The organism is Streptomyces sp. FIT100, assembly GCF_024584805.1.
GTDB lineage: Bacteria > Actinomycetota > Actinomycetes > Streptomycetales > Streptomycetaceae > Streptomyces.
In genome coordinates this window covers 2256969-2275218 of sequence record NZ_CP075715.1, presented here as the reverse complement: position 1 = coordinate 2275218, position 18250 = coordinate 2256969, and the positions used below count along the sequence as shown (strand labels likewise).

The following is an 18250-nucleotide window of genomic DNA, read 5'->3' as shown; positions in this document are numbered from 1 at the left end:
GCACAGACCATCCACTATGGGACGCATGGCGCAGGATCTGGGCAGCCCACCCCCGGGACAGGAGCCAGAACGGGGTCCGGTCTCCGGACCCGGCGGCCCGGTCTCCGGACCCGGCGGCCCGGTCTCCGGACCCGGCGGCCCGGCGTCCGGACCCGGCGGCGCGGGGCTCAGCCGCCGCGCCGTGCTCGTCTCGATCGGGGCGCTGCTGCTCGGCATGCTGCTCGCCGCCCTCGACCAGACGATCGTCTCGACCGCCCTGCCCACCATCGTCAGCGACCTCGGCGGTCTGGAGCACCTGTCCTGGGTCGTCACCGCCTATCTGCTCGCCGCCACCGCCGCCACGCCCCTGTGGGGCAAGCTCGGGGACCAGTACGGCCGCAAGAAGCTCTTCCAGGCCGCGATCGTCATCTTCCTCATCGGCTCGGCCCTCTGCGGCCTCGCGCAGGACATGACCCAGCTGATCCTCTTCCGCGGTCTCCAGGGCCTCGGCGGCGGAGGGCTCATGGTGCTGTCCATGGCGATCGTCGGCGATATCGTGACGCCCCGCGAACGAGGCCGCTACCAGGGCCTCTTCGGCGCCGTCTTCGGCACGACGAGCGTCCTCGGGCCGCTGCTCGGCGGGTTGTTGACCCAGCACCTCAGCTGGCGGTGGGTCTTCTACGTCAACCTGCCCATCGGCATCGTCGCGCTCTTCGTCATCGCCGCCGTCCTGCACATCCCGCACCGCGCGACCCGGCACGTCATCGACTACCTCGGTACGTTCCTGATCGCCGCGGTCGCCACCTGCCTGGTCCTCGTCGCCTCGCTCGGCGGCACCACCTGGACCTGGGGCTCGCCGCAGATCATCGGCCTCGGCGTGCTCGGCGCCGTGCTCGTCGTCGCGTTCGTGTTCGCGGAACGGCGCGCGGCCGAGCCCGTGCTGCCGCTGCGGCTCTTCCGGATCCGCACCTTCACGCTCGTCGCGGTCATCAGCTTCGTCGTCGGCTTCGCGATGTTCGCGGCGCTGACGTACCTGCCGACGTTCCTCCAGGTCGTACAGGGCGTGTCGCCCACCGCGTCCGGGCTGCACATGCTGCCGATGGTGGTGGGCCTGCTGCTCACCTCCACCGTGTCCGGCCAGCTCGTCAGCCGTACCGGACGGTGGAAGGTCTTCCCCGTCCTCGGCACCGCGACCGCCGCGATCGGACTCCTCCTGCTGCACCAGCTGGAGGTGGGCACCCCCGTCTGGCAGTCGAGCCTCTCCTTCTTCGTCTTCGGCGCCGGGCTCGGTCTTGTGCTCCAGGTGCTGGTGCTCGTCGTGCAGAACTCCGTCAGCTACGAGGACCTCGGCGTCGCGACCTCGGGGGCGACCTTCTTCCGCTCCATCGGGGCGGCGTTCGGCGTCGCCGCCTTCGGCACGGTCTTCACCGACGAGCTGCGCAGAGGGCTGGCCGAGGCGCTCGCGGGCCGGCAGCTGCCGCCCGGCGCCCGCCCCGAGCAGCTCGCCGCCGACCCGCGGGCCATCGGCGAACTCCCGCCATCGCTGCGTCCGGCGGTCCTCGAGGCGTTCGCGACCTCGATCACCGACGTCTTCCTCTACGCGGCGCCGGTCGTCCTCGTCGCCTTCGCCTTCGCCTGCTTCCTGCGTGAGGACAAGCTGCGCGGTTCGGTCACCGCGCCCGAGGCGAGCGAGACCCTCGCCGCCAACCCGGTCCACCGATCCTCGTACGACGAGTGCGCCCGCGCCCTGTCGGTTCTCGGCTCGCGGGAGGGCCGCAAGGAGATCTACGTGAAGATCACGGACCGGGCCGGGGTCGATCTGACCCCGGCGGCGAGCTGGCTGCTGCTGCGCATCAAGCGGCACGGCATGGTCGAACCGTCCCTGCTCGCCGATGCCACGCCCGTACCGCTGAAGACGATCACCGAGGCGTCCCGGGAGGTGGAGGGGCGAGGGTTCGCCCGGCGCGAAGGGCTGTCGCTGATCCTCACCGACAAGGGCGCCGAGGTGGTCGCGAAGCTGTCGGCGGCCCGGGAGGAGTCACTGGCCGAGCTCCTCGGCGACTGGTGGGGCCCTGACCGGCCCACGGACCTGATCCAGCTGGTGAAGGAGCTCACCGCCGAGCTGTGCGGCTCGGACCACGAACGCCCGGACACCGGCCTCCCGCACCGCGACCACCAGGCGTGGCACAACCCCCGCCCCCGCCCCAGGGCGCGCTGACCCCGAGGGGCGCGCCCCGGCCCGAGCACACAGCGGCCCCCGGCCCGAGCACACCCCGGAGCGCGTTGGCGGCGGCCGCCGGATCGTCCAGGGCGGCAAGGACATCACCGCGGGGCCCCACCGCGGGGCCCCACCGCGGGGCCCCGCGGCCACCCGGGTGAATTCCCCCTGCCGGGACGCTCGCGGAGATAACTTCCCCCGCCTCCGGTGAACACTCTGGCTGAGTACCGCGACCCGCGGTACGCGGGCTCACCGCAGGCCACCACCGGACGAGACGAGCGAGGAGCGGCATGCCGTACAGCCGCGGCAGGACCCGCTGGAAGCGCTTCGCACTCGTCATGGTGCCCGGGCTTGCGGCCACCGCGGCGCTCGGGATCGCCATGGCGCAGGGGGCGCTCGCCGCGTCGTTCCTCATCTCCGGCCGGACCTTCCAGCTCTCCGCCGACAGGATGGCCGTCCACGGTCTGAGCATCTACAGCATGGTGGACAGGACCAGGGAGGGTGACCTCGTCCCGGTCTCGGTCTTCGGGGCCGAGCACGTGAGGATCGACGGTCTGTGCCAGTCCGTGGTGGTCCCGATCCCCGTTCTCGGCCCGTACACGCTCAGGCTCACGGGCGCGCAGGACAAGGGCCGGGCGGAGGCGAAGGACATCTTCATCGACTCGACGTCGCTGGCCGCCGATCAGGCCGACCTGACGGACATCGGCATCGGCGTCGCGGCGGGCTCGCTCACGGACGGGCCGGTCAACCCGGGCGACCGCGAGTCGCACTTCTTCGACCCCGACGGTGTCGCCCAGCAGGCCGAGAAGGTCGTCCTCATCGACCCGCATTTCGAGGCGGTCGCGATCACGGCCGCGACCTTCACCGTCCCCGACCTCGACGTGAAGGTCAGACAGGGCCGGCACGAGTGCTTCTGACCTGGTGGACACGTCCGGGACTGCGCGACAGGTGCGCGGGGGCCCGGCGGGGATTCCGGACCTGGAGGGGGGAGCGCCCCTTCTGGGCGGGACTGTTCACCTTCGCGGCGGGGATGCCCGTGCTCTGCTTCCCCTACGTGAACCTCGGCCTGGGAGGCATCCCGCTGGCCCTGACCACGTCGGCCGGCGCGGGCTCCCTGGTCATCGGCGTCCTGCTCCTGGTCCTCGGCGTCACGCTCTGGTTCCACCGGGAGGTACGCGTCTTCGCCGGGGTCGCGGCCATCCTGCTCGCGCTCGTCTCCTTCCCCGTCGCCAACCTGGGCGGTCTCCTGCTGGGGCTGTTCTGCGGACTCGTCGGCGGCTCCCTGGCCTGCGCCTGGGAGCCGCCCGCTCGCCGTTGCTCTTGTCAGGGCCCCCGCTGCCTGGTTGGGTACCGCGGACACGAGGGCGAGGAAGGGCGAGGAGGCGCGAGGCGTGGTACCAGCGGCCCGGCGGGACACACGGGACACACGGGACACACGGGACACACGGAACGCGCAGGGCGCTCGGGGCACACAGGGCACTCAGAGGGCTCAGGGGGCTCTGCCGGAGGGGCTCGCTGACGCGATACGCGGCACCGCCGAGGACATCGGCGCGCTGCTGCGCGGGGCCGGCGACACGGGCGTTCCGGTGCAGGGCTCGCGGTGGACCGTGGGGGAGGCGGCGGCTCATCTCGCGCAGGCCAACGAGCTAATGGCGGACATCGCGGCCGGGCACGAGCGCGACCACGGGGACGGCACCCCGCAGGGCCTGGCCGCGGCCAATGAACGCGCCCTCGCCGCGTTCGACGAGCGGGCGGCGGGACCACTGGCCGCGATGATCGTGGAGCAGGCCGAGGCGTTCCTCACCGCGGTGGACCGGGGCGCGGCGCGGGAGCGCGCGGCACACGAGCCGGCGGGGCACGAGGGCGTGGCACAGGAGCCGGCGGGGCACGAGGGCGTGGCACAGGAGCCGGCGGGGCAGGTGCCGGCCGGGCACGAGGGCGTGGCACACGAGCCGGCGGGGCACGAGCCGGCGGCGCAGGGGATGCTCAACACCCCGATGGGCCCGATGGACGGGCCCGCACTCGGCTCGTACCTGCTGACGCACATGCTCGGCCACGGCTACGACCTCGCCCGCGCCCTTGACCGCCCGCACATGATCGACCGAGCCCGGGTCCCGCTGACCCTGCCCTTCCTGATCACTGCCCTGCCGCGGGTCGTGAGCCCCGCCGCCACCGCCGGTCTGACGGCCCGCTACGCGATCCGCCTGCGGGGCGGCGGCGGCTTCGGCGCCACCTTCACCGACGGTGTGCTCACGGCCGCGTCCCCGCGGCCGCCGAGCCGCCCGGACTGCACCATCCTCACCGAGCCGGTCGCCTTCCTCCTCATGGCGCTCGGACGCCGCGGGCCGTGGGGTGCGATGGCCCGCGGCGGGGTGTTCGCCTGGGGGCGCAGGCCGTGGCTCGCGCCCCGCTTCCCCATGCTCTTCACCGCGCCCTGACGCGATCAGGCCCGTACGCGTGCGGAGTCGTACAGCTCCTTGCCGTACCAGATCTCCATGTACGGGCCCTCGCAGTACGCCGGGATCTCCGCGAATCCGTGCCTCGTGTAGAGCCGTCGGGCCTCGGTCAGATCGAGCCGGGTGTTGAGCACCAGCCGCCGCGCGCCGAGGCGCCGTGCCGCGTCCTCCAGCGCGGCGAGCAGCGCACCGCCGCCGCCCGTCCCGCGCAAGCGCGGCCGGACGTACACCCGCGTCAGTTCGGCTCGTTCCGGGTCGAGGAGCAGCACCCCGCCGCAGGCGCCGGGAGCGCCGCCGTACCGGCCGACGACGAACTCGCCGGTGGGGGCGGCGAGTCGTTCCACCCCGTCGCCGGTGAGCCCTTCGTCGATCTCGGCCCCGGTCGCCGACCGCTTCCAGTAACTGCTCGCCACATCGTGGTAGTAGTCGCGGCGCAGGGCGGTCGCGTCGGGGGTGTCGAAGCGCTCGGGGCGTAGGGACCAGGTGGGCATGGCGCCCTCTCTATCCGGTCCGTACGCCCCTTCGCGAGCGATTTACGTCAGGCCGGCTTGGGCCCGGCCTGCTGGACGACCTCGAACGACCACAGGGTGGAGTCGCTGGCCGCGGGCTTGGGACGGTCGCCGCCCTCGCCGCCGCCCTGCCCCTGACCCGGGCCGCCCTGACCTTGACCCTGGCCTTGGTGCGCGGCCTTCATCGGGCCCTCCATCCATGCGGTGAAGGACTCCTCGTCACGCCAGCGCGTGTAGACGAGGTACTTGTCGGTGCCCTCGACGGGGCGCAGCAGCTCGAACCACTCGAAGCCGTCGGACGACTCCACCACCCCGGCGCGGGCACCGAAGCGCCGCTCCAGGACCTCGCGCTGCTCGGCGGGGACGGTCAGGACGTTGATCTTGACTACGCTCATGCCGCCATCCTGCCGCACCGCGTTCCCTCAGCCCTGCACCCGGGCCAGCAGGAGGCCGTCGTACCCCCGCACACCCACCGTCTGCACCGCCGTCGCGGTGAGCCGCGGGTGCTTCCCGACGAGCTCGACCATGCGGCGGGTGGCGACGACGGACGGGTCCTCGCTGGCCGCGTCCGCGACGGCGCCCTCACGCACGACGTTGTCGACGATGATGAGGCTGCCGGGGCGGGACAGTTTCACGGCCCACTCCACGTAGTTGGGGTTGTTGACCTTGTCCGCGTCGATGAAGAAGAGATCGAACGGACCCGCGCCCTCCGCCTCCAGCGCGGCCAGCGAGTCGAGCGCCGCCCCGACCCGTACCTCGACCGTCTTGTCGAGCCCGGCGCGTGCGAGATTCCCGCGGGCCACCTCCGCGTGGGCCGGGTTGTACTCCAGCGAGACCAACTGCCCGTCTGCGGGCAGCGCGCGGGCCAGCCAGATCGTGCTGTACGCCCCGAGCGTGCCGATCTCCAGGATCCTGCGGGCGCCCTGGGTGAGGGCGAGCAGATGCAGCAGCTTGCCCTGGTTGGCGGCGACGGCGATCTGCGGCAGCCCGGCGGCGTCACTCGCCTCGAGCGCGGCGGTCAATGCCTCGTCGGCGGGGGCGAGATGGTCGGTGAAGTACGTGTCTACGGCGTTCCATCGGTCATTGGACATGTTTCGGAACCTACCCCCGCGAGGGCGGCGGCCACCCACACATCGGCGTGAGCGGCCGATAAGGAACGCGGCGAGCCCCGCCGCCAACCGCGGGCAGCCGTGCGGGCGCTCCCCGCGCGCGATCTCCTGCGGTGAGCCGGACGGCTTGCACAGCACCCGCTGTGAGGCAGGGCGCGCCTCACGAGGATCGGGTGGTTGGGGGATCGATAATGCCCACGGGTGTCTGAAATGCGCGGAAGTTCCGTGCTTGCGTCACGGCACAGGAGTACGCGCCGATGGATCTGGAGCTCACCGACAAGGTCGCCGTCGTCACCGGCGGCAGCAAGGGCATCGGCCTGGCCGTCGCCGAGGCGTTCGCGCGGGAGGGCGCGCGGGTCGTCGTCGGCAGCCGGGCCGAGACGGCGGAGCTCGCCGCGGTGCGGGAGAGGTACGAGGTGGGCTTCGTACCCGGGGACCTGAGCACCGCTGAGGGCGCGGAGGCGCTGGTGCGGGCGGCGGTGGAGGGGCACGGCAGGGTCGATGTGCTGGTGAACAACGTCGGCGCCACAGAGGCCCGCGGCGACTTCCTCGCGATCGACGACGCCCAGTGGCAGCGGGGCTTCGAGGTGAACTTCTTCAGTGCGGTCCGCGCGAGCCGCGCCGCGCTGCCGCATCTGCTCGAAGGCGGGCGAGGGGCGATCGTCAACGTCAGTTCCATCAACGCGCGGATGCCCTTCCCCGCCGTGGTGGACTACTCGGCCGCCAAGGCGGCGCTGAGCAACCTCACCAAGGCGTTGTCGGAGGAGTTCGCGCCGCGCGGCGTACGCGTGAACGCCATCGCCCCCGGGCCGGTCCGCACACCCTTCTGGACCGCCCCGGGAGGCTTCGCCGAGACCGTCGCCGCCCAGGCCGGCACCACCGCGCAGCAGGCGGTCGATGAGGTGGTGCCCCAGCGGTGGGGCATCTCCTCCGGCCGCGTCACCGAACCGCAGGAGGTCGCCGACCTCGCCGTCTTCCTGGCCTCCGCCCGCGCCGCCAACATCACCGGCGCCGAATTCGTCATCGACGGCGGCCAGATCAAGACGACCTGAGAGGAAGTCCCATGGCACAGCCACTCGTCGTCGTGACCGGGGCGAGCCACGGCATCGGCAGGGCCGTCGCGGCGGCCTTCGCGGCGGAACGGCATCCCCTGCTCCTGGTGTCGCGGCACCCCACCCCGCTGGACGGGCTGCCCTCCGAGCAGATCGCCACGGCAGCCGTCGACGTCTCCGACTACGCGGCGCTCGAAGCGGCGATCCGCGCCGCCGAGTCCCTGCACGGCCCCACCGAGTGCCTCGTCAACTGCGCGGGCTTCCTGCGGATCGGCGCGCTGGAGACCCGGGACCCGGCGGACATGTCGTACGAGGTCGACGTGCTCCTCAAGGGCGTACTCAACGGCATCCGCGCCGTGCTCGGGGACATGAAGGCCCGCAACAGCGGCACCATCATCAACCTGAGCTCGGTCGGCGACCGGGTGCCCGGCCCCGACGGCGAGGTCTACCACGCCTGCAAGGCCGCGCTGCGCTCGCTCGCGGGCTCCCTGCAGAAGGGCCAGGCGGGCAACGGTATCCGCGTCACCAACGTGGCCCCCGGCTTCGTCAGGACCAACATCCACGCCGAGATGGGCATCAGCTTCGACGAGTACTGCGAACGCCTCGGCAATCCGGACTTCATCAGCGCCGAGGAACTCGCCGACATGATCATGTTCTGCTGGAAGCAGCCGCAGCGGATCTGCGTACGCGACATCGTGGTCATGCCGACGAGCTCCGATTTCGGCTGAACCGGCCCGCCTGCGCCGGTGCTACGCCGCCGCGCGGTCCGCGACCGGACGGCGGCGCGGTGGTGCGCCTTTCGGCAGCCCCTCCAGCCGGTCCAGGGTCCGCGGGCCGGCCGCCCGCGTGGGCACGAGTGGTCCACATCGGCTCGTCTCCCGCTGCTCGGTGACCTCGCTCAGTACGGGCGGAGGACGGGCGGAGGACAAGCCCCACCCCTCACCCCTCGCCGCTCGGACCGAGGACGAAGTCGGCGCGCAGATCCTGCACGTAGATCCGGTGCTCGGTGCGGTAGGTGAACCGGCAGCCCTCGGCGCGTCCGGAGACCGGCGACGTGGTCGCCTCCGCCCGCACCAGGTAGTAGACGGGGGTGTGCTCGCCGGGGGCGATCGGGACCGGCGCCTCGGAGAGCTCCCCGAGCAGGTTCGGGTCCTCCGTGAACGACTCGTCGCGTGCCCCCAGCGACGGTCCGTGGGCGTCGGATTGTCTGACCGCCCCGACCTCGCCGGTCCTCCAGTGGTCAGGGGCGCGGAGCAGCTCCACCCCGATCACCGTGATCGGCACGGAGGAGACGTTGCGCAGGAGGGGGCAGGTGAACCAGTAGCCCTCGCCCGGCCCGGCGTGCTCGAAGCCCAGCTCGTACCCGCCGGAGTCGCCCAGCGAGTCCCCCCGGGTCGTGGCGCCCGACGCCGTCGTGCCCAGACCCATCAGTACGGTGACGGCGACACCCGTCACCAACGTCCTCGCCCTCATCACGCCCTCCCCTGCGATCCGTGACCGTGAGCGGAGTCGATCACATGCTTCGGCCCGGGGGCGAGGCGACTTGAGCGGATTCAGAGGTTGGCCGATGACGGCACTCGAACCAGACCGTCTTGCCGGGAGAACCCGTCTGCGCCACCCCCCACTTGTGGACGACCGCGTCCAGCACCGCCAACCCTCGCCCGGTCTCGTCGTCGGGCGACGCGCGGTGCGGTCGGGGGAGGGTGGGCGAGCTGTCGTGGACCTCGACGCGCAGGCCCGTGGGGCTGCGTTCGATGAGGAGGGCGCAGCGGCGGTCGGGGACGTGGCGGTGGACGTTGGTGAGGAGCTCGGTGAGGGCGAGCGCGGCGTCGTCGGCGAGGGACGGCATGCCCCACTGGGTGAGGTAGTGGCGGAGGATGCGCCGTACGTGGCGGGCGGAGTGGTCGCCGACGGTGAAGCGCATGGCGTATTGGGGGGCCGGGGGAGTGGCGGGAATGTTCTCGTTCACGGGGCCAGCGTGGCGCGCGACGGCTACTCTCGGCTACGGATCGAATACAACGCGTCCCGAAGTGGACGGAGTTGCGCACGAGGGGGTACCGCGTGGCCCATATCAACGTCCTCGACCCGAGCGCCTCGCCGCTCGACTACTACGGCTACGAGTTGCGTCGCCATCGCGAAGCGGCCGGGCTCACGCAGAGGCAACTGGGCGACGTCATCAACTACACGGGCTCGCTGGTGGGCCAGGTCGAGACGGCGCGGAAGCTGCCGACGGAGCCGTTCAGCGAGCGGGTGGACGCGGCGCTGGGGACGGGTGGGTTGCTCACGCGGCTGCTGGGGCTGGTGTTGCGGAGCCAGCTCCCCGCGTGGTTCCAACAGGTGGCGGAGTTGGAGGCGCGGGCGACCGAGATCGCCACCTTCCATACACACCTGGCGCATGGTCTGCTGCAGACGCAGGCGTACGCGCGGGCTGTGCTCGGCGCGATGGATCGGAGCAAGCTCGATGACCGTACGACAGTACGGCTGGGGCGGCAGCGCATTCTGAAGAAGGAGCAGCCGCCGGTGCTTTGGGCGGTCATCGGGGAAGCGGCGTTACGCCAGGAGATCGGTGGGCCTGATGTCATGCGCGGCCAACTGACTCGTCTGTTGTCGTACGAGGACGACCCCTTGGTGAACGTCCAGGTGCTGCCGTTCGCGGTGGGAGCCCATGCCGGATTGCAAGGCTCGTTCGACCTTTTCCGCTTCGTTGACGACCCTGCGATCGTCTATACCGAGGGCTACGGGCAAGGGCATCCGACCGCCAACCCGGACACCGTCAAGGACTGCTCCCTCCGTTACGATCACCTCCAAGCCGCCGCCCTGTCCATCAAGGACTCGGCTGCGCTGATCCGGCGCACGATGGAGGAATGCCATGGGGAGCAACAACTCTCGTTTGACGGGCGCTCGTTGGCGTAAGTCCAGCTACAGCGGCGACCAGGGTGGCTCCTGCGTCGAGTGCGCCCCCCTCGGCGGCGCCGCCTGGCGCAAGTCCAGCTACAGCAGCGACCAGGGCGGCGAATGCGTCGAGATCGCCGAAACCCCCCACCTCATCGCCGTCCGCGACTCCAAGGTCCCCGACGGCCCCCACTTCACCCTCGCCCCGGCCGCCTTCGGCGCCTTCGTCGACGCCGCCGCTCGCGAACGGCTCGGCGCGTAAGCCGCGAGGACCCGGTGGCTGGGTGCCGCCGGGTCCTCGGTCAGTCAGCCGCTTCTAGTGGTTGTAGGTGTTGGCGAAGCGGGAGAGGGTGTAGTCCCAGCTGGTGGCGGGGACGGTGTATCCGGCGAGTCCGGCGTTGAAGAGGGTGTCGGGACGAGCGGTCCAGGTCCACATCTTCACGCTGTCGTCGGCGAGGTGGTGCATGATCGACAGGTCGTCGCGGCCGTCGCCGTCGTAGTCGCCGACGACGAGCTGGGAGCGGGTGATGTCCAGGCCGCCGGGGCTGTTGAGGGTGACCTTGGCCGAGCCGAAGCGGTCGGTGCCGTCGACGTTCTCCGACAGGATGGTGGAGGTCTTGTCGCTGCCGTCGGGGTAGTCGTACCAGACGATGGCGTCGTCCCGGCCGTCGCCGTTGAAGTCACCGGAGTGCGGGTGGGCGAGGTTCCAGTCCAGCGACGTCGTCTGCCACCACACGACGGGGGCGGCGAAGCCGCCGTTCGGCTGGGCGTTGAAGACGTAGGTCTTGATGCTGTCGTCGCCCTGGCCGTAGAACACGCTCAGGTCGTCGCGGCCGTCGCCGTTGAAGTCACCGGTGATGAACTTGGCGCGGGCGCGGGCCCAGGTGCCGGTGGGGGCGGACCAGGAACTGGTGGGGGCGCTGAACGTGCCCGAGGTGGTGGACAGGTACGTCCAGATCTTGGTGGTGCCGTCGGGGTAGGCGTACCAGACGGCGAGGTCGTCGCGGCCGTCGCCGTTGAAGTCGCCGGCCTGCGGGGTCATGTAGGACTTGTGGAACGGTCCACCGGCCGGTGAGCTCCATGCCTGCACGGGGTCGGCGAAGGTGCCGTCGGCCTTGCCGAGGAAGGTCCAGAGCTTGACGGCGGTGTCGCTGTAGCCGAGCAGTGCGGCGATGTCACCACGGCCGTCGCCGTTGAAGTCGCCGGTGACGAGCTTGTGGTTCTTGGCCTCCCAGGCGCCGGCGGCGAAGGTGAAGCCGCGCTTGTGGTTGGGGATGGAACCGTCGGCGTTGGCGAGGAAGGTGTAGATGTTGTCGGTGCCTGCGGCGAAGTCGTACCAGGCGGCCATGTCGCTGCGGCCGTCGCCGTTGTAGTCGTGGCGCGGGGCGCTGTTGCTGGACCACTGCGACTGGTTCTGGGCGGTGTAGACGGTGAGGTCACCGCCCTCGCGCAGGATGGCGTAGCCGCCGGTGGCGGTGGTCTTCGACTCCCACAGGGTGGCGGTGTCGGTGGCGTTGCGGACGACGAGGTTGCCGGTGGTGTCGAGCTTGGCCGTGGCGCCGGGGTTGCCCGCGGTGTTGGTGGACCACAGGGTCTTGCCGGCGGCGGAGGCGACGACGAGGTTGCCGTCGGTCTGCATCGTCAGGCGGGCCGCGGCGGAGACGAGGGTGTCACCGGGGGCCAGGGTCTGCCCGGCGTTCAGGCGGTTGCCGAGGGTGATGTTGTCGGCGCGGGTGGCGATGGCGTCGGTGCGGGTCTCGGCCGGGTCGGTGCCGAAGCATCCGCCTTGCCAGGAGCGGCTGTTGACGCCGACGAGTTCGGGGGTGCCGTTGTTGTCGCGCAGGAGCGGGGCTCCGGTGTCGCCCTTGCAGATCGCGTCGTTCGCGGTCTTGCCGGCGATGTTCACCTCGGTGTCGGTGACCGAGTTGACCGCAAAGCTGGCGGTGTGGAGCTTGAGGGGCGCCCATTCGGTCTTGGTGCGGCCGTAGCCGGCGACGGTGAGCGTGTTGCCGGCGGCGGCCGGGGCGGTGGCCGTCCTGACCGGGGTGATGCCGGTGGCGGGGGTGGCGAGGCGGGCCATGACCATGTCGCGGCCGGCGCGGGGCACGAGGTCGATGATCTCGCTGACGTGCCCGTCGGTGCCGGTGAGGTCGGCGCGGCCGATGGTGGCGATGGTCTTCTCGGCCGGCTTGCCGGGCGCGAGTTCGGTGAGCCCGCCGGTGAAGCAGGAGGCGGCGGTCAGGACCCACTGGGGGTCGACGAGGGCACCTGAGCAGGCGCGGAGGGTGTCCTCCCCGTCGCCGATCTCGATGCGCGCGGTGAAGGCGTAGGCGTTGTCCGCGGCGGGCGTGCCGGTGACTGCCTGGGCGGGGGTGGCGCTGAGGGCGAGTGGGCCTGCTATGAGAGCGGTGGCCAGTGCGGTGAGGCGCAGAGGTCTGGTGTGTCGCATGTGTTGGTTTCCTTGGTGTGGTCTGCGAGGCCGGTTGTCACCGGGGGTGCAGTGAGGCGGGCCGTGGGGCGTGATCAGGTGTTACTTGGTGGACCTGATCTCTACGAGCATGTGCTCGCGGCCTTCGGGGTCCGCGCTTTCGCCCACCGAGGTCCAGGCGTTCTTGGTGATGTCGAAGGTCTTCGTCTCGTTGTCGACGGTCATGTCGACCTGGGTGGTGTAGTCGTTGCCCTTGATGAGGTGGACCGAGGGGATCTCCATGGTCAGCCAGCCGGAGTTGCCGGTGACCTTGAAGCAGACCTTGGCCTTGTCGCGGGCCCAGACTTCGAGGAAGCCGGTGCCGCTGGCGCAGTCGACGAGGACGATGTGGCCGTCGCCCCGCTTGAGGACGATGTTCTGCTCCGCGAGGATCTTGTCGGCCCCCGGGTAGTTGAAGTCCTCGACCGCGAAACCGGGCGCCTCATCGGCGACCGGGGCGACCGCCCCGGACGACCCCCCGGCCCCGGCCCCGGCCCCGGCCCCGGCTCCGGCGAGCGCGACCCACGCAAGCGCACCCGCCGCGACCGCGGCACCCAGCGTCCGCGCCATGAACCTCATCCGCTGCGGTCTCACAGCATCTGCGATACGTGCCTTCATCACAGTCCTCAAGTCGTTGATTCCCATCGGCCGGCCGGAACCTGAAAACCAGGACGGCGCGAAGGCGATCGGAATCAGAAAGAGAGCCCGCACCGCCTGGTGCGGACATAGCCGTTGCCCGACGGCCTCTCCTTCGGCGGGCGCGCGTTACGAGAATTCCTCGCCCAGGCCATCAGGAGTTACCGCGGCGCAGCCATGAAATCCTGCATCTTGATCTTTGTCCACTTCGCCAACACCCGCAGAACGCATGCGCGTTGAGTTGCTGTTGTGATTCTCGCCACCCGGCGGAAGGTTGTGCTTTCCGATGTGGGGAACGCGTGAAGATCCTCCAGTTGGTCGTTCTCATCGCTGTGAGCGGCCAGGAAATGACAGGGCCCCGTTGGAGTCGTTTCGACTCCAGCGGGGCCCTGCGGAGGAGGAGCCGACCGAGGCTGTGGTCACGGCATCGGTGACTCACCCTGCCGTCGCGCGAGCGCCGCAAGACCGCGGACCACACGCTCCAATGCTGCCGTGTAGACCCGGTACTTGTTCAGGAGTTCGGCATCCTCACTCCGTTCGGGACGGACCAGCTCAAGGTCGCGGCGGAGAGTCTCCACCTCCAGAACGAGAGCATCGACGTCCGGTACTTCGCTTGCGTCCAGACTGCCGTTGCCTACCCGAGTGGCGTACCCGGCGATGTGCCCGTCCAGATCCAGCAGGAAGGAGTTCCAGTCGCGGAGTTCCTCCATGCGCGGATAGTCGGGGTAGGGAAGCGCCAGGAATGCATCAAGGGCGTTGCGGAAATCGGACGACTCAGTCATGCCAGGTGACGATCTTTCCTTCTTTGGTGAAGATGCCTTCCCCGCCGAACAGGCCACCCCTGATCTTCCACCCCATCTCGCCGTTCTTCAGCTTCCAGGGTATGCGGTCCTCAGGCTTCGTCTTGGTCCAGAGGTCTTTGGCTTCCTTAGTGTACTCGGCGAGAGTTCTGCCCTTTCCATGCTTGTCGAGGTGGTATCTAGCGGTTTCCTCGAGGCTGCCGAACGTCGCCGGGTCCCAGTCATTGAGCGCTTCGGCGTCAGGACCGCAGAACTTGTCGGCATTGTGGACCAGGACCGGAGTGGTCCCCGCGAGCACGTAGTAGGTGTGGATGTCCGCGACCGTCAGGTTGTGGACGCGCTGTTCGGGTGCGCTCCACGCCTTGGTCGAGGCGACCCGCACGTTCCTGCCCGCGTCCGTCCGCAGCCGCATGCCGGTCTTGACGTCGGCGGCCTTGATCCATGCCTTGCTGTCGCCCGCCACCCAGAACGGGTGCCCGTCGGTGGCGACCACCGTGCCCTTGCGCGTGGCGCCGGATCCGGTGACTCCGATACTGACGAGGTCCTTCGAGCCTTCGCCGACGATGGTCGCCCGAACGGGCTCGGCCTCCGTGCGGCCGGACAGCGGGTCGGTGGCGAGGACCCGGTCGCCGACGCGGATGTCCTCGATGGGCTTGGTGCGACGGTCGGCCATCAGGACGCGCGTACCCGGGACGAAGCTGTTCCCCGTGCACGGCGTCTTCCTGAGCACCTTCAGCCGGAGGGCGGACAGCGCGAGGTCGTCGAGGCATCGGAACGACTTGCCCTGGAGGCACTTCTCGATCTCCTCCGCGCCCACGTACCAGGCGATCAGGCGGTCGAGATAGGTGCTGGTGATGCAGCCCATGCCGCCGGCCCCGTCGCTGCCGCAGACCAGCAGAGTCTCACCCGGCTTGAGTTCTCCGTCCGCCAGGAGATTTGTGCGGTAGCTGACCAACCGCTCCTCAAGGGCCCTTCGGAGTTCCTTGTCGGAGAGCGGCTTGCTGGTCTCCTGGGCCTCCTGCTGAATCTGGGCCTTCAGCTCCGCGACGAGCATGTCGGCGGCGGTCTTCAGGGCCGCCGTCGCGGCCTGGGCGGCCTCGGTGGCGTCCTTGCCCGCGGCCGCGGCGGAGATGCCGGCCTGGTAGGCCGATGTGCTCGCCTGCGAGGCGTACCCCGAGGCGACCGTCGCCGAATGCTGGGCGTGTTCCGCGGAGCGGGCTGCCGACCGCGCGGCCTGCTGGGCCGACGCGGCGGCGCTCCTTGCCGTTTTCGCGGACTCGGCGGCGCGTTCGGCGGACTCGGCGGCCGAGTCCGCTGAGGCATCGGCCTGCTGTGCGTACTCGTCGGCCTCGTCCGATGACGCCTTGGCCTGGTTCGCCCACCTGATGGCGTCGTCGGCGTCCTTACGGGCCTCAGCCGCCACCTTCTGGGCTTCGGCGGCGTCCTTGTGGGCGAGGTGCGCCGACTTGAACGCGGCCTGCAGCAGGGTGTTGACCTCGGCGATGTGGGCGGCGGCGTTGGCGTCCCGCTGCCGCGCCTTGTGCAGACCGACCTCCAGGAAGGTGCGCAGTCCGTTCGGCGGACCCGACAGCGCCGCCTGCGCCGCTGCCTGGACCTCCGGACCACCGGTCGCGAGGGCCTCGGCGACCGCCACGCGGTCGTCGTCCTCACGCGCCTCGTACTGCCCGACCTCCAGGAACTCCGCCACGTCGGCGGCGGTGCCGTCCAGCGCCTCGCTGGCCGCCGCCTTCACGCCGGGCCCGCCCGCGGCAGAGATCTTGCCGACCGCGACCCGGTCGTCGTCCTCCTTGCCCGGATAGGCGCGCGTGCGCAGGAACTCCCGCACCTGGTCGACCGGCTTGTCCAGAGCCTCCAGAGCAGCCTGCTGCTGGGCGGGGACCGTGGTGTTCGCGGCGATGTGCGCCACGCTGGCACGGTCGTCCTGTTCGAGCGCCACCGGGAGCCCGGCGCGTACGAACTCGGCCACGTCCGCGTCGGTGCCCGACAGGGCTGTCTCTGCAGCGTCCCGCACCCAGGTCCCGCCGCTGCCCAGCATATTGACCGCGGCCTGCCGGCCCTTGGCGGCCGTGACTGCGGGGTCGGACGCCGCCGCGGCCTCGTTCACCAGCTTCTGCGTATCGGCGTTGAGCTGCTGGAGGCGGCCGACCTCGTATGCGACGGCGGCTACGCGCGCATCGTGGGCCCGGGCGGCCTCCTCGGCCGAGAGGACGGCTTCGTCCTGCTGCTGGGCCAGACGCTCGGCGTCGGCCTTGCGGGCAAGCTCCGCCACGGTCGAGGCCTGCTCGGCCGCCGTCAGCGCGCGGTTGGCAGCTCCCGTGGCCGCGTTCGCGGCAGCGGTTGCCGCGGCTGCGGCGTCCACCGCCTCCCCTGCCTCGTCGGCGGCCTTGTTCGCCGCGATCGCCGCGGCTTCGGCGTGCGAGGCGGCATCGTTGGCCGCGTCCCGCGACTGCCGGGCGGCAGTGGCGGCCTGGTTGGCGTTGGTCTGCGCGACGTTGGCCGCCCGCGTGGCCTGGTCGGCGAGCCGCTTGGCCCGGGCCGCCGCCGCTTGGGCCTCGGCGGCATTGCCGCCGGCCTCGCCGGCCCAGCGGCCGGCATCCGCGGCCGCGGCCGCGGCCGCCGCTGCGTTGCGGCCCGCGCTGGCGGCGGCTCCTGCCGCCTTGGCGGCGTTGTCGGCGGCGATGCCCGCCTGGTTGGCGGCCTCCGCAGCCTTCCGTGCTCCGCTGGCGGCGGCGTTCGCCTTCTGCGCCGCCAACCGCGCCTGCTCGCCTCGATTGGCGTCGCCGGCTGCCGCCGCGGCGGCGGAATGGGCCGCGGAGGCGGCGTTTCCGGCCCGGCTGGCGGCATAGGCCGCCTGTGCCGCAGCCGTGGCGGCTGCCCGTGCCGTCGCGTTCGCGGCCGCGGCCGCGGACACCGCCGTACGGGCGGCCTGGGCGGCCCGGTCGGCGGCCGCCGCCGCCCGGGACGCGGCTGCCGATGCCTTGCCGGCCGATTCCTTGGCCTCCAGCGCCTCCTGCGCCGCGACCAGCGCCGCCGCCTTGGCTGCCTCGGTGGCCTTCTCCGCCTTGGCCGCCTCCTCCTTGGCGGTCTCGGTCAGTTCGCTCGCCTGCTTCTGCGCCTTGTCGGCGAGTTCGGCGAGCTGCGAGACGGTGAGAGTCTCCTGGTCACGCGCGGCCGCGATCTCCCAGCCGTGGTCCAGGAAGTCCTGGATGTCCTCGGGCGTGCCGTCCAGGGCCTGTCCCGCGAGCAGCTTCACGTTCGGGCCGCCCGTGGCCAGGAGCTGGCCGACCCGGACCCGGTTGTCGTCCTCCCGCGCCCGGAACTGACCCTTCTGGAGGAACGCGACCTGGTCGTCGGCCGTGCCGTCCAGAGCCGTGGTGGCCGCCCGCTTCACTCCCGGACCGCCGAAGGCCATGACGCGCGCCACGTCGACGCGCAGATCCTCCTCGTACGCCGGGACGAAGTCATTGTCCAGGAACGCCTGCAGCTGTTCGGTGCCGCCGCCCAGGGCGGTGTTGGCCGCCGCACGCACGCCGGGGCCGCCCTTGGCCATGATCTGGGCGACCTGCACCCGCAGGTCATCCTCTTGGACGCCCGGCAGGTCGTCGGTCATGAACGCCTGGATGTCCTGGTCCGGCCCCACCAGGGCCGCCTCGGCGGCCCTGCGTACGCCGGGGCCGCCGTACTTCCATGCCTCGACCACGTCGGATCTGTCGTAGACCCACGCCTCGTCGTCGGCCGTGGCAGGACGCAGATCGAAGCCCAGCACCATCACCAGGGCTATCAGCGTCGCCACGACACCGCGCCATCCCGGCACGGCTCGCAACCCGGAATTCAACGTGTTGCTCCCTCACTTGATTGACATTCAGCGGGAGCTTACTGAAACGCGAAACCGGATCTTCTGGCCGTCCGAATCGGGCAATCGAGACAGAAATGCAGACTCATTGACCGGTGTCGGACGAGCCTCATTTCCGACTGTTGTCGCCTCCGGCGCGGCGCACTGAGACAGGCCCGGACCTGCCTCTACGCGTCACCTCGGCTTCGCAATGGAATCCCGCATCTTGATCTTTGTCTACTTCGCGAAATCACCCAGAACGGGCGGAAGTTAAGACTC

General features: G+C 71.0%; 17 protein-coding genes. 8 read left to right on the top strand and 9 right to left on the bottom strand.

Annotated features, from left to right (window positions below; genetic code table 11):
* Positions 1-25 precede the first annotated feature (25 nt).
* The 4 genes from KK483_RS09845 (at position 26) to KK483_RS09830 (ending at position 4635) form a co-directional block, all read left to right on the top strand.
* A complete protein-coding gene (locus tag KK483_RS09845) occupies positions 26-2197 on the top strand; it encodes an MDR family MFS transporter (protein ID WP_262004844.1) in 2172 nt (723 codons plus the stop codon).
* Between the two features lie 290 nt (positions 2198-2487).
* Positions 2488-3114 carry a DUF6230 family protein gene (locus tag KK483_RS09840; protein WP_262004843.1) on the top strand — a complete coding sequence of 209 codons (627 nt, stop codon included), beginning with the start codon at positions 2488-2490 and terminating at the stop codon, positions 3112-3114.
* Positions 3111-3716 (top strand): DUF6114 domain-containing protein, encoded by a 606-nt coding sequence (locus KK483_RS09835; RefSeq protein WP_262009416.1) that lies wholly within the window; start codon positions 3111-3113, stop codon positions 3714-3716. The genes KK483_RS09840 and KK483_RS09835 overlap by 4 nt, the downstream gene beginning before the upstream one ends.
* A 130-nt stretch (positions 3717-3846) precedes the next feature.
* Positions 3847-4635 (top strand): sterol-binding protein, encoded by a 789-nt coding sequence (locus KK483_RS09830; RefSeq protein WP_262004842.1) that lies wholly within the window; start codon positions 3847-3849, stop codon positions 4633-4635.
* 5 nt (positions 4636-4640) lie between these two features.
* Here KK483_RS09830 and KK483_RS09825 read toward each other — a convergent pair whose 3' ends face one another.
* The 3 genes from KK483_RS09825 to KK483_RS09815 are packed head-to-tail and all read right to left on the bottom strand — an operon-like array spanning position 4641 to position 6253.
* Entirely contained in the window at positions 4641-5144 is a 504-nt protein-coding gene (locus KK483_RS09825; RefSeq protein WP_262004841.1) for a GNAT family N-acetyltransferase, read from the bottom strand.
* A 47-nt stretch (positions 5145-5191) separates the two neighbouring features.
* The gene (locus tag KK483_RS09820) at positions 5192-5557 is read right to left on the bottom strand and encodes an antibiotic biosynthesis monooxygenase (RefSeq protein WP_262004840.1); all 366 of its coding nucleotides are present in this window, start codon (positions 5555-5557) and stop codon (positions 5192-5194) included.
* Positions 5558-5584: 27 nt separating this feature from the next.
* Entirely contained in the window at positions 5585-6253 is a 669-nt protein-coding gene (locus KK483_RS09815; protein WP_262004839.1) for an O-methyltransferase, read from the bottom strand.
* Between the two features lie 275 nt (positions 6254-6528).
* Between KK483_RS09815 and KK483_RS09810 the strand changes: the two genes are divergently transcribed.
* Positions 6529-7323 (top strand): oxidoreductase, encoded by a 795-nt coding sequence (locus tag KK483_RS09810; RefSeq protein ID WP_262004838.1) that lies wholly within the window; start codon positions 6529-6531, stop codon positions 7321-7323.
* Between the two features lie 11 nt (positions 7324-7334).
* Entirely contained in the window at positions 7335-8051 is a 717-nt protein-coding gene (locus tag KK483_RS09805; protein ID WP_262004837.1) for an SDR family oxidoreductase, read from the top strand.
* Positions 8052-8262: 211 nt separating this feature from the next.
* Here KK483_RS09805 and KK483_RS09800 read toward each other — a convergent pair whose 3' ends face one another.
* On the bottom strand, positions 8263-8796 hold the full coding sequence (locus KK483_RS09800; RefSeq protein WP_262004836.1) for a hypothetical protein: 534 nt from the start codon (positions 8794-8796) through the stop codon (positions 8263-8265).
* 40 nt (positions 8797-8836) lie between these two features.
* Positions 8837-9292, bottom strand: a complete 456-nt coding sequence (locus tag KK483_RS09795; RefSeq protein ID WP_399013800.1) for an ATP-binding protein — start codon at positions 9290-9292, stop codon at positions 8837-8839.
* A 92-nt stretch (positions 9293-9384) separates the two neighbouring features.
* Between KK483_RS09795 and KK483_RS09790 the strand changes: the two genes are divergently transcribed.
* Together KK483_RS09790 and KK483_RS09785 are read left to right on the top strand one after the other, a co-directional pair.
* A complete protein-coding gene (locus tag KK483_RS09790) occupies positions 9385-10236 on the top strand; it encodes a helix-turn-helix transcriptional regulator (protein ID WP_262004835.1) in 852 nt (283 codons plus the stop codon).
* Positions 10193-10477, top strand: a complete 285-nt coding sequence (locus KK483_RS09785; RefSeq protein ID WP_262004834.1) for a DUF397 domain-containing protein — start codon at positions 10193-10195, stop codon at positions 10475-10477. The genes KK483_RS09790 and KK483_RS09785 overlap by 44 nt, the downstream gene beginning before the upstream one ends.
* A 54-nt stretch (positions 10478-10531) precedes the next feature.
* Here KK483_RS09785 and KK483_RS09780 read toward each other — a convergent pair whose 3' ends face one another.
* The 4 genes from KK483_RS09780 to KK483_RS09765 form a co-directional block, all read right to left on the bottom strand.
* Complete coding sequence (locus KK483_RS09780) at positions 10532-12664, bottom strand: FG-GAP-like repeat-containing protein (protein ID WP_262004833.1); 2133 nt, start codon at positions 12662-12664, stop codon at positions 10532-10534.
* 81 nt (positions 12665-12745) lie between these two features.
* On the bottom strand, positions 12746-13252 hold the full coding sequence (locus KK483_RS09775) for a hypothetical protein (RefSeq protein WP_262004832.1): 507 nt from the start codon (positions 13250-13252) through the stop codon (positions 12746-12748).
* 485 nt (positions 13253-13737) lie between these two features.
* The gene (locus KK483_RS09770) at positions 13738-14100 is read right to left on the bottom strand and encodes a hypothetical protein (RefSeq protein WP_262004831.1); all 363 of its coding nucleotides are present in this window, start codon (positions 14098-14100) and stop codon (positions 13738-13740) included.
* Positions 14093-17932 carry a polymorphic toxin-type HINT domain-containing protein gene (locus KK483_RS09765; RefSeq protein ID WP_262004830.1) on the bottom strand — a complete coding sequence of 1280 codons (3840 nt, stop codon included), beginning with the start codon at positions 17930-17932 and terminating at the stop codon, positions 14093-14095. Before KK483_RS09765 ends, KK483_RS09770 begins: the two co-directional genes overlap by 8 nt.
* Positions 17933-18250: the final 318 nt, after the last annotated feature.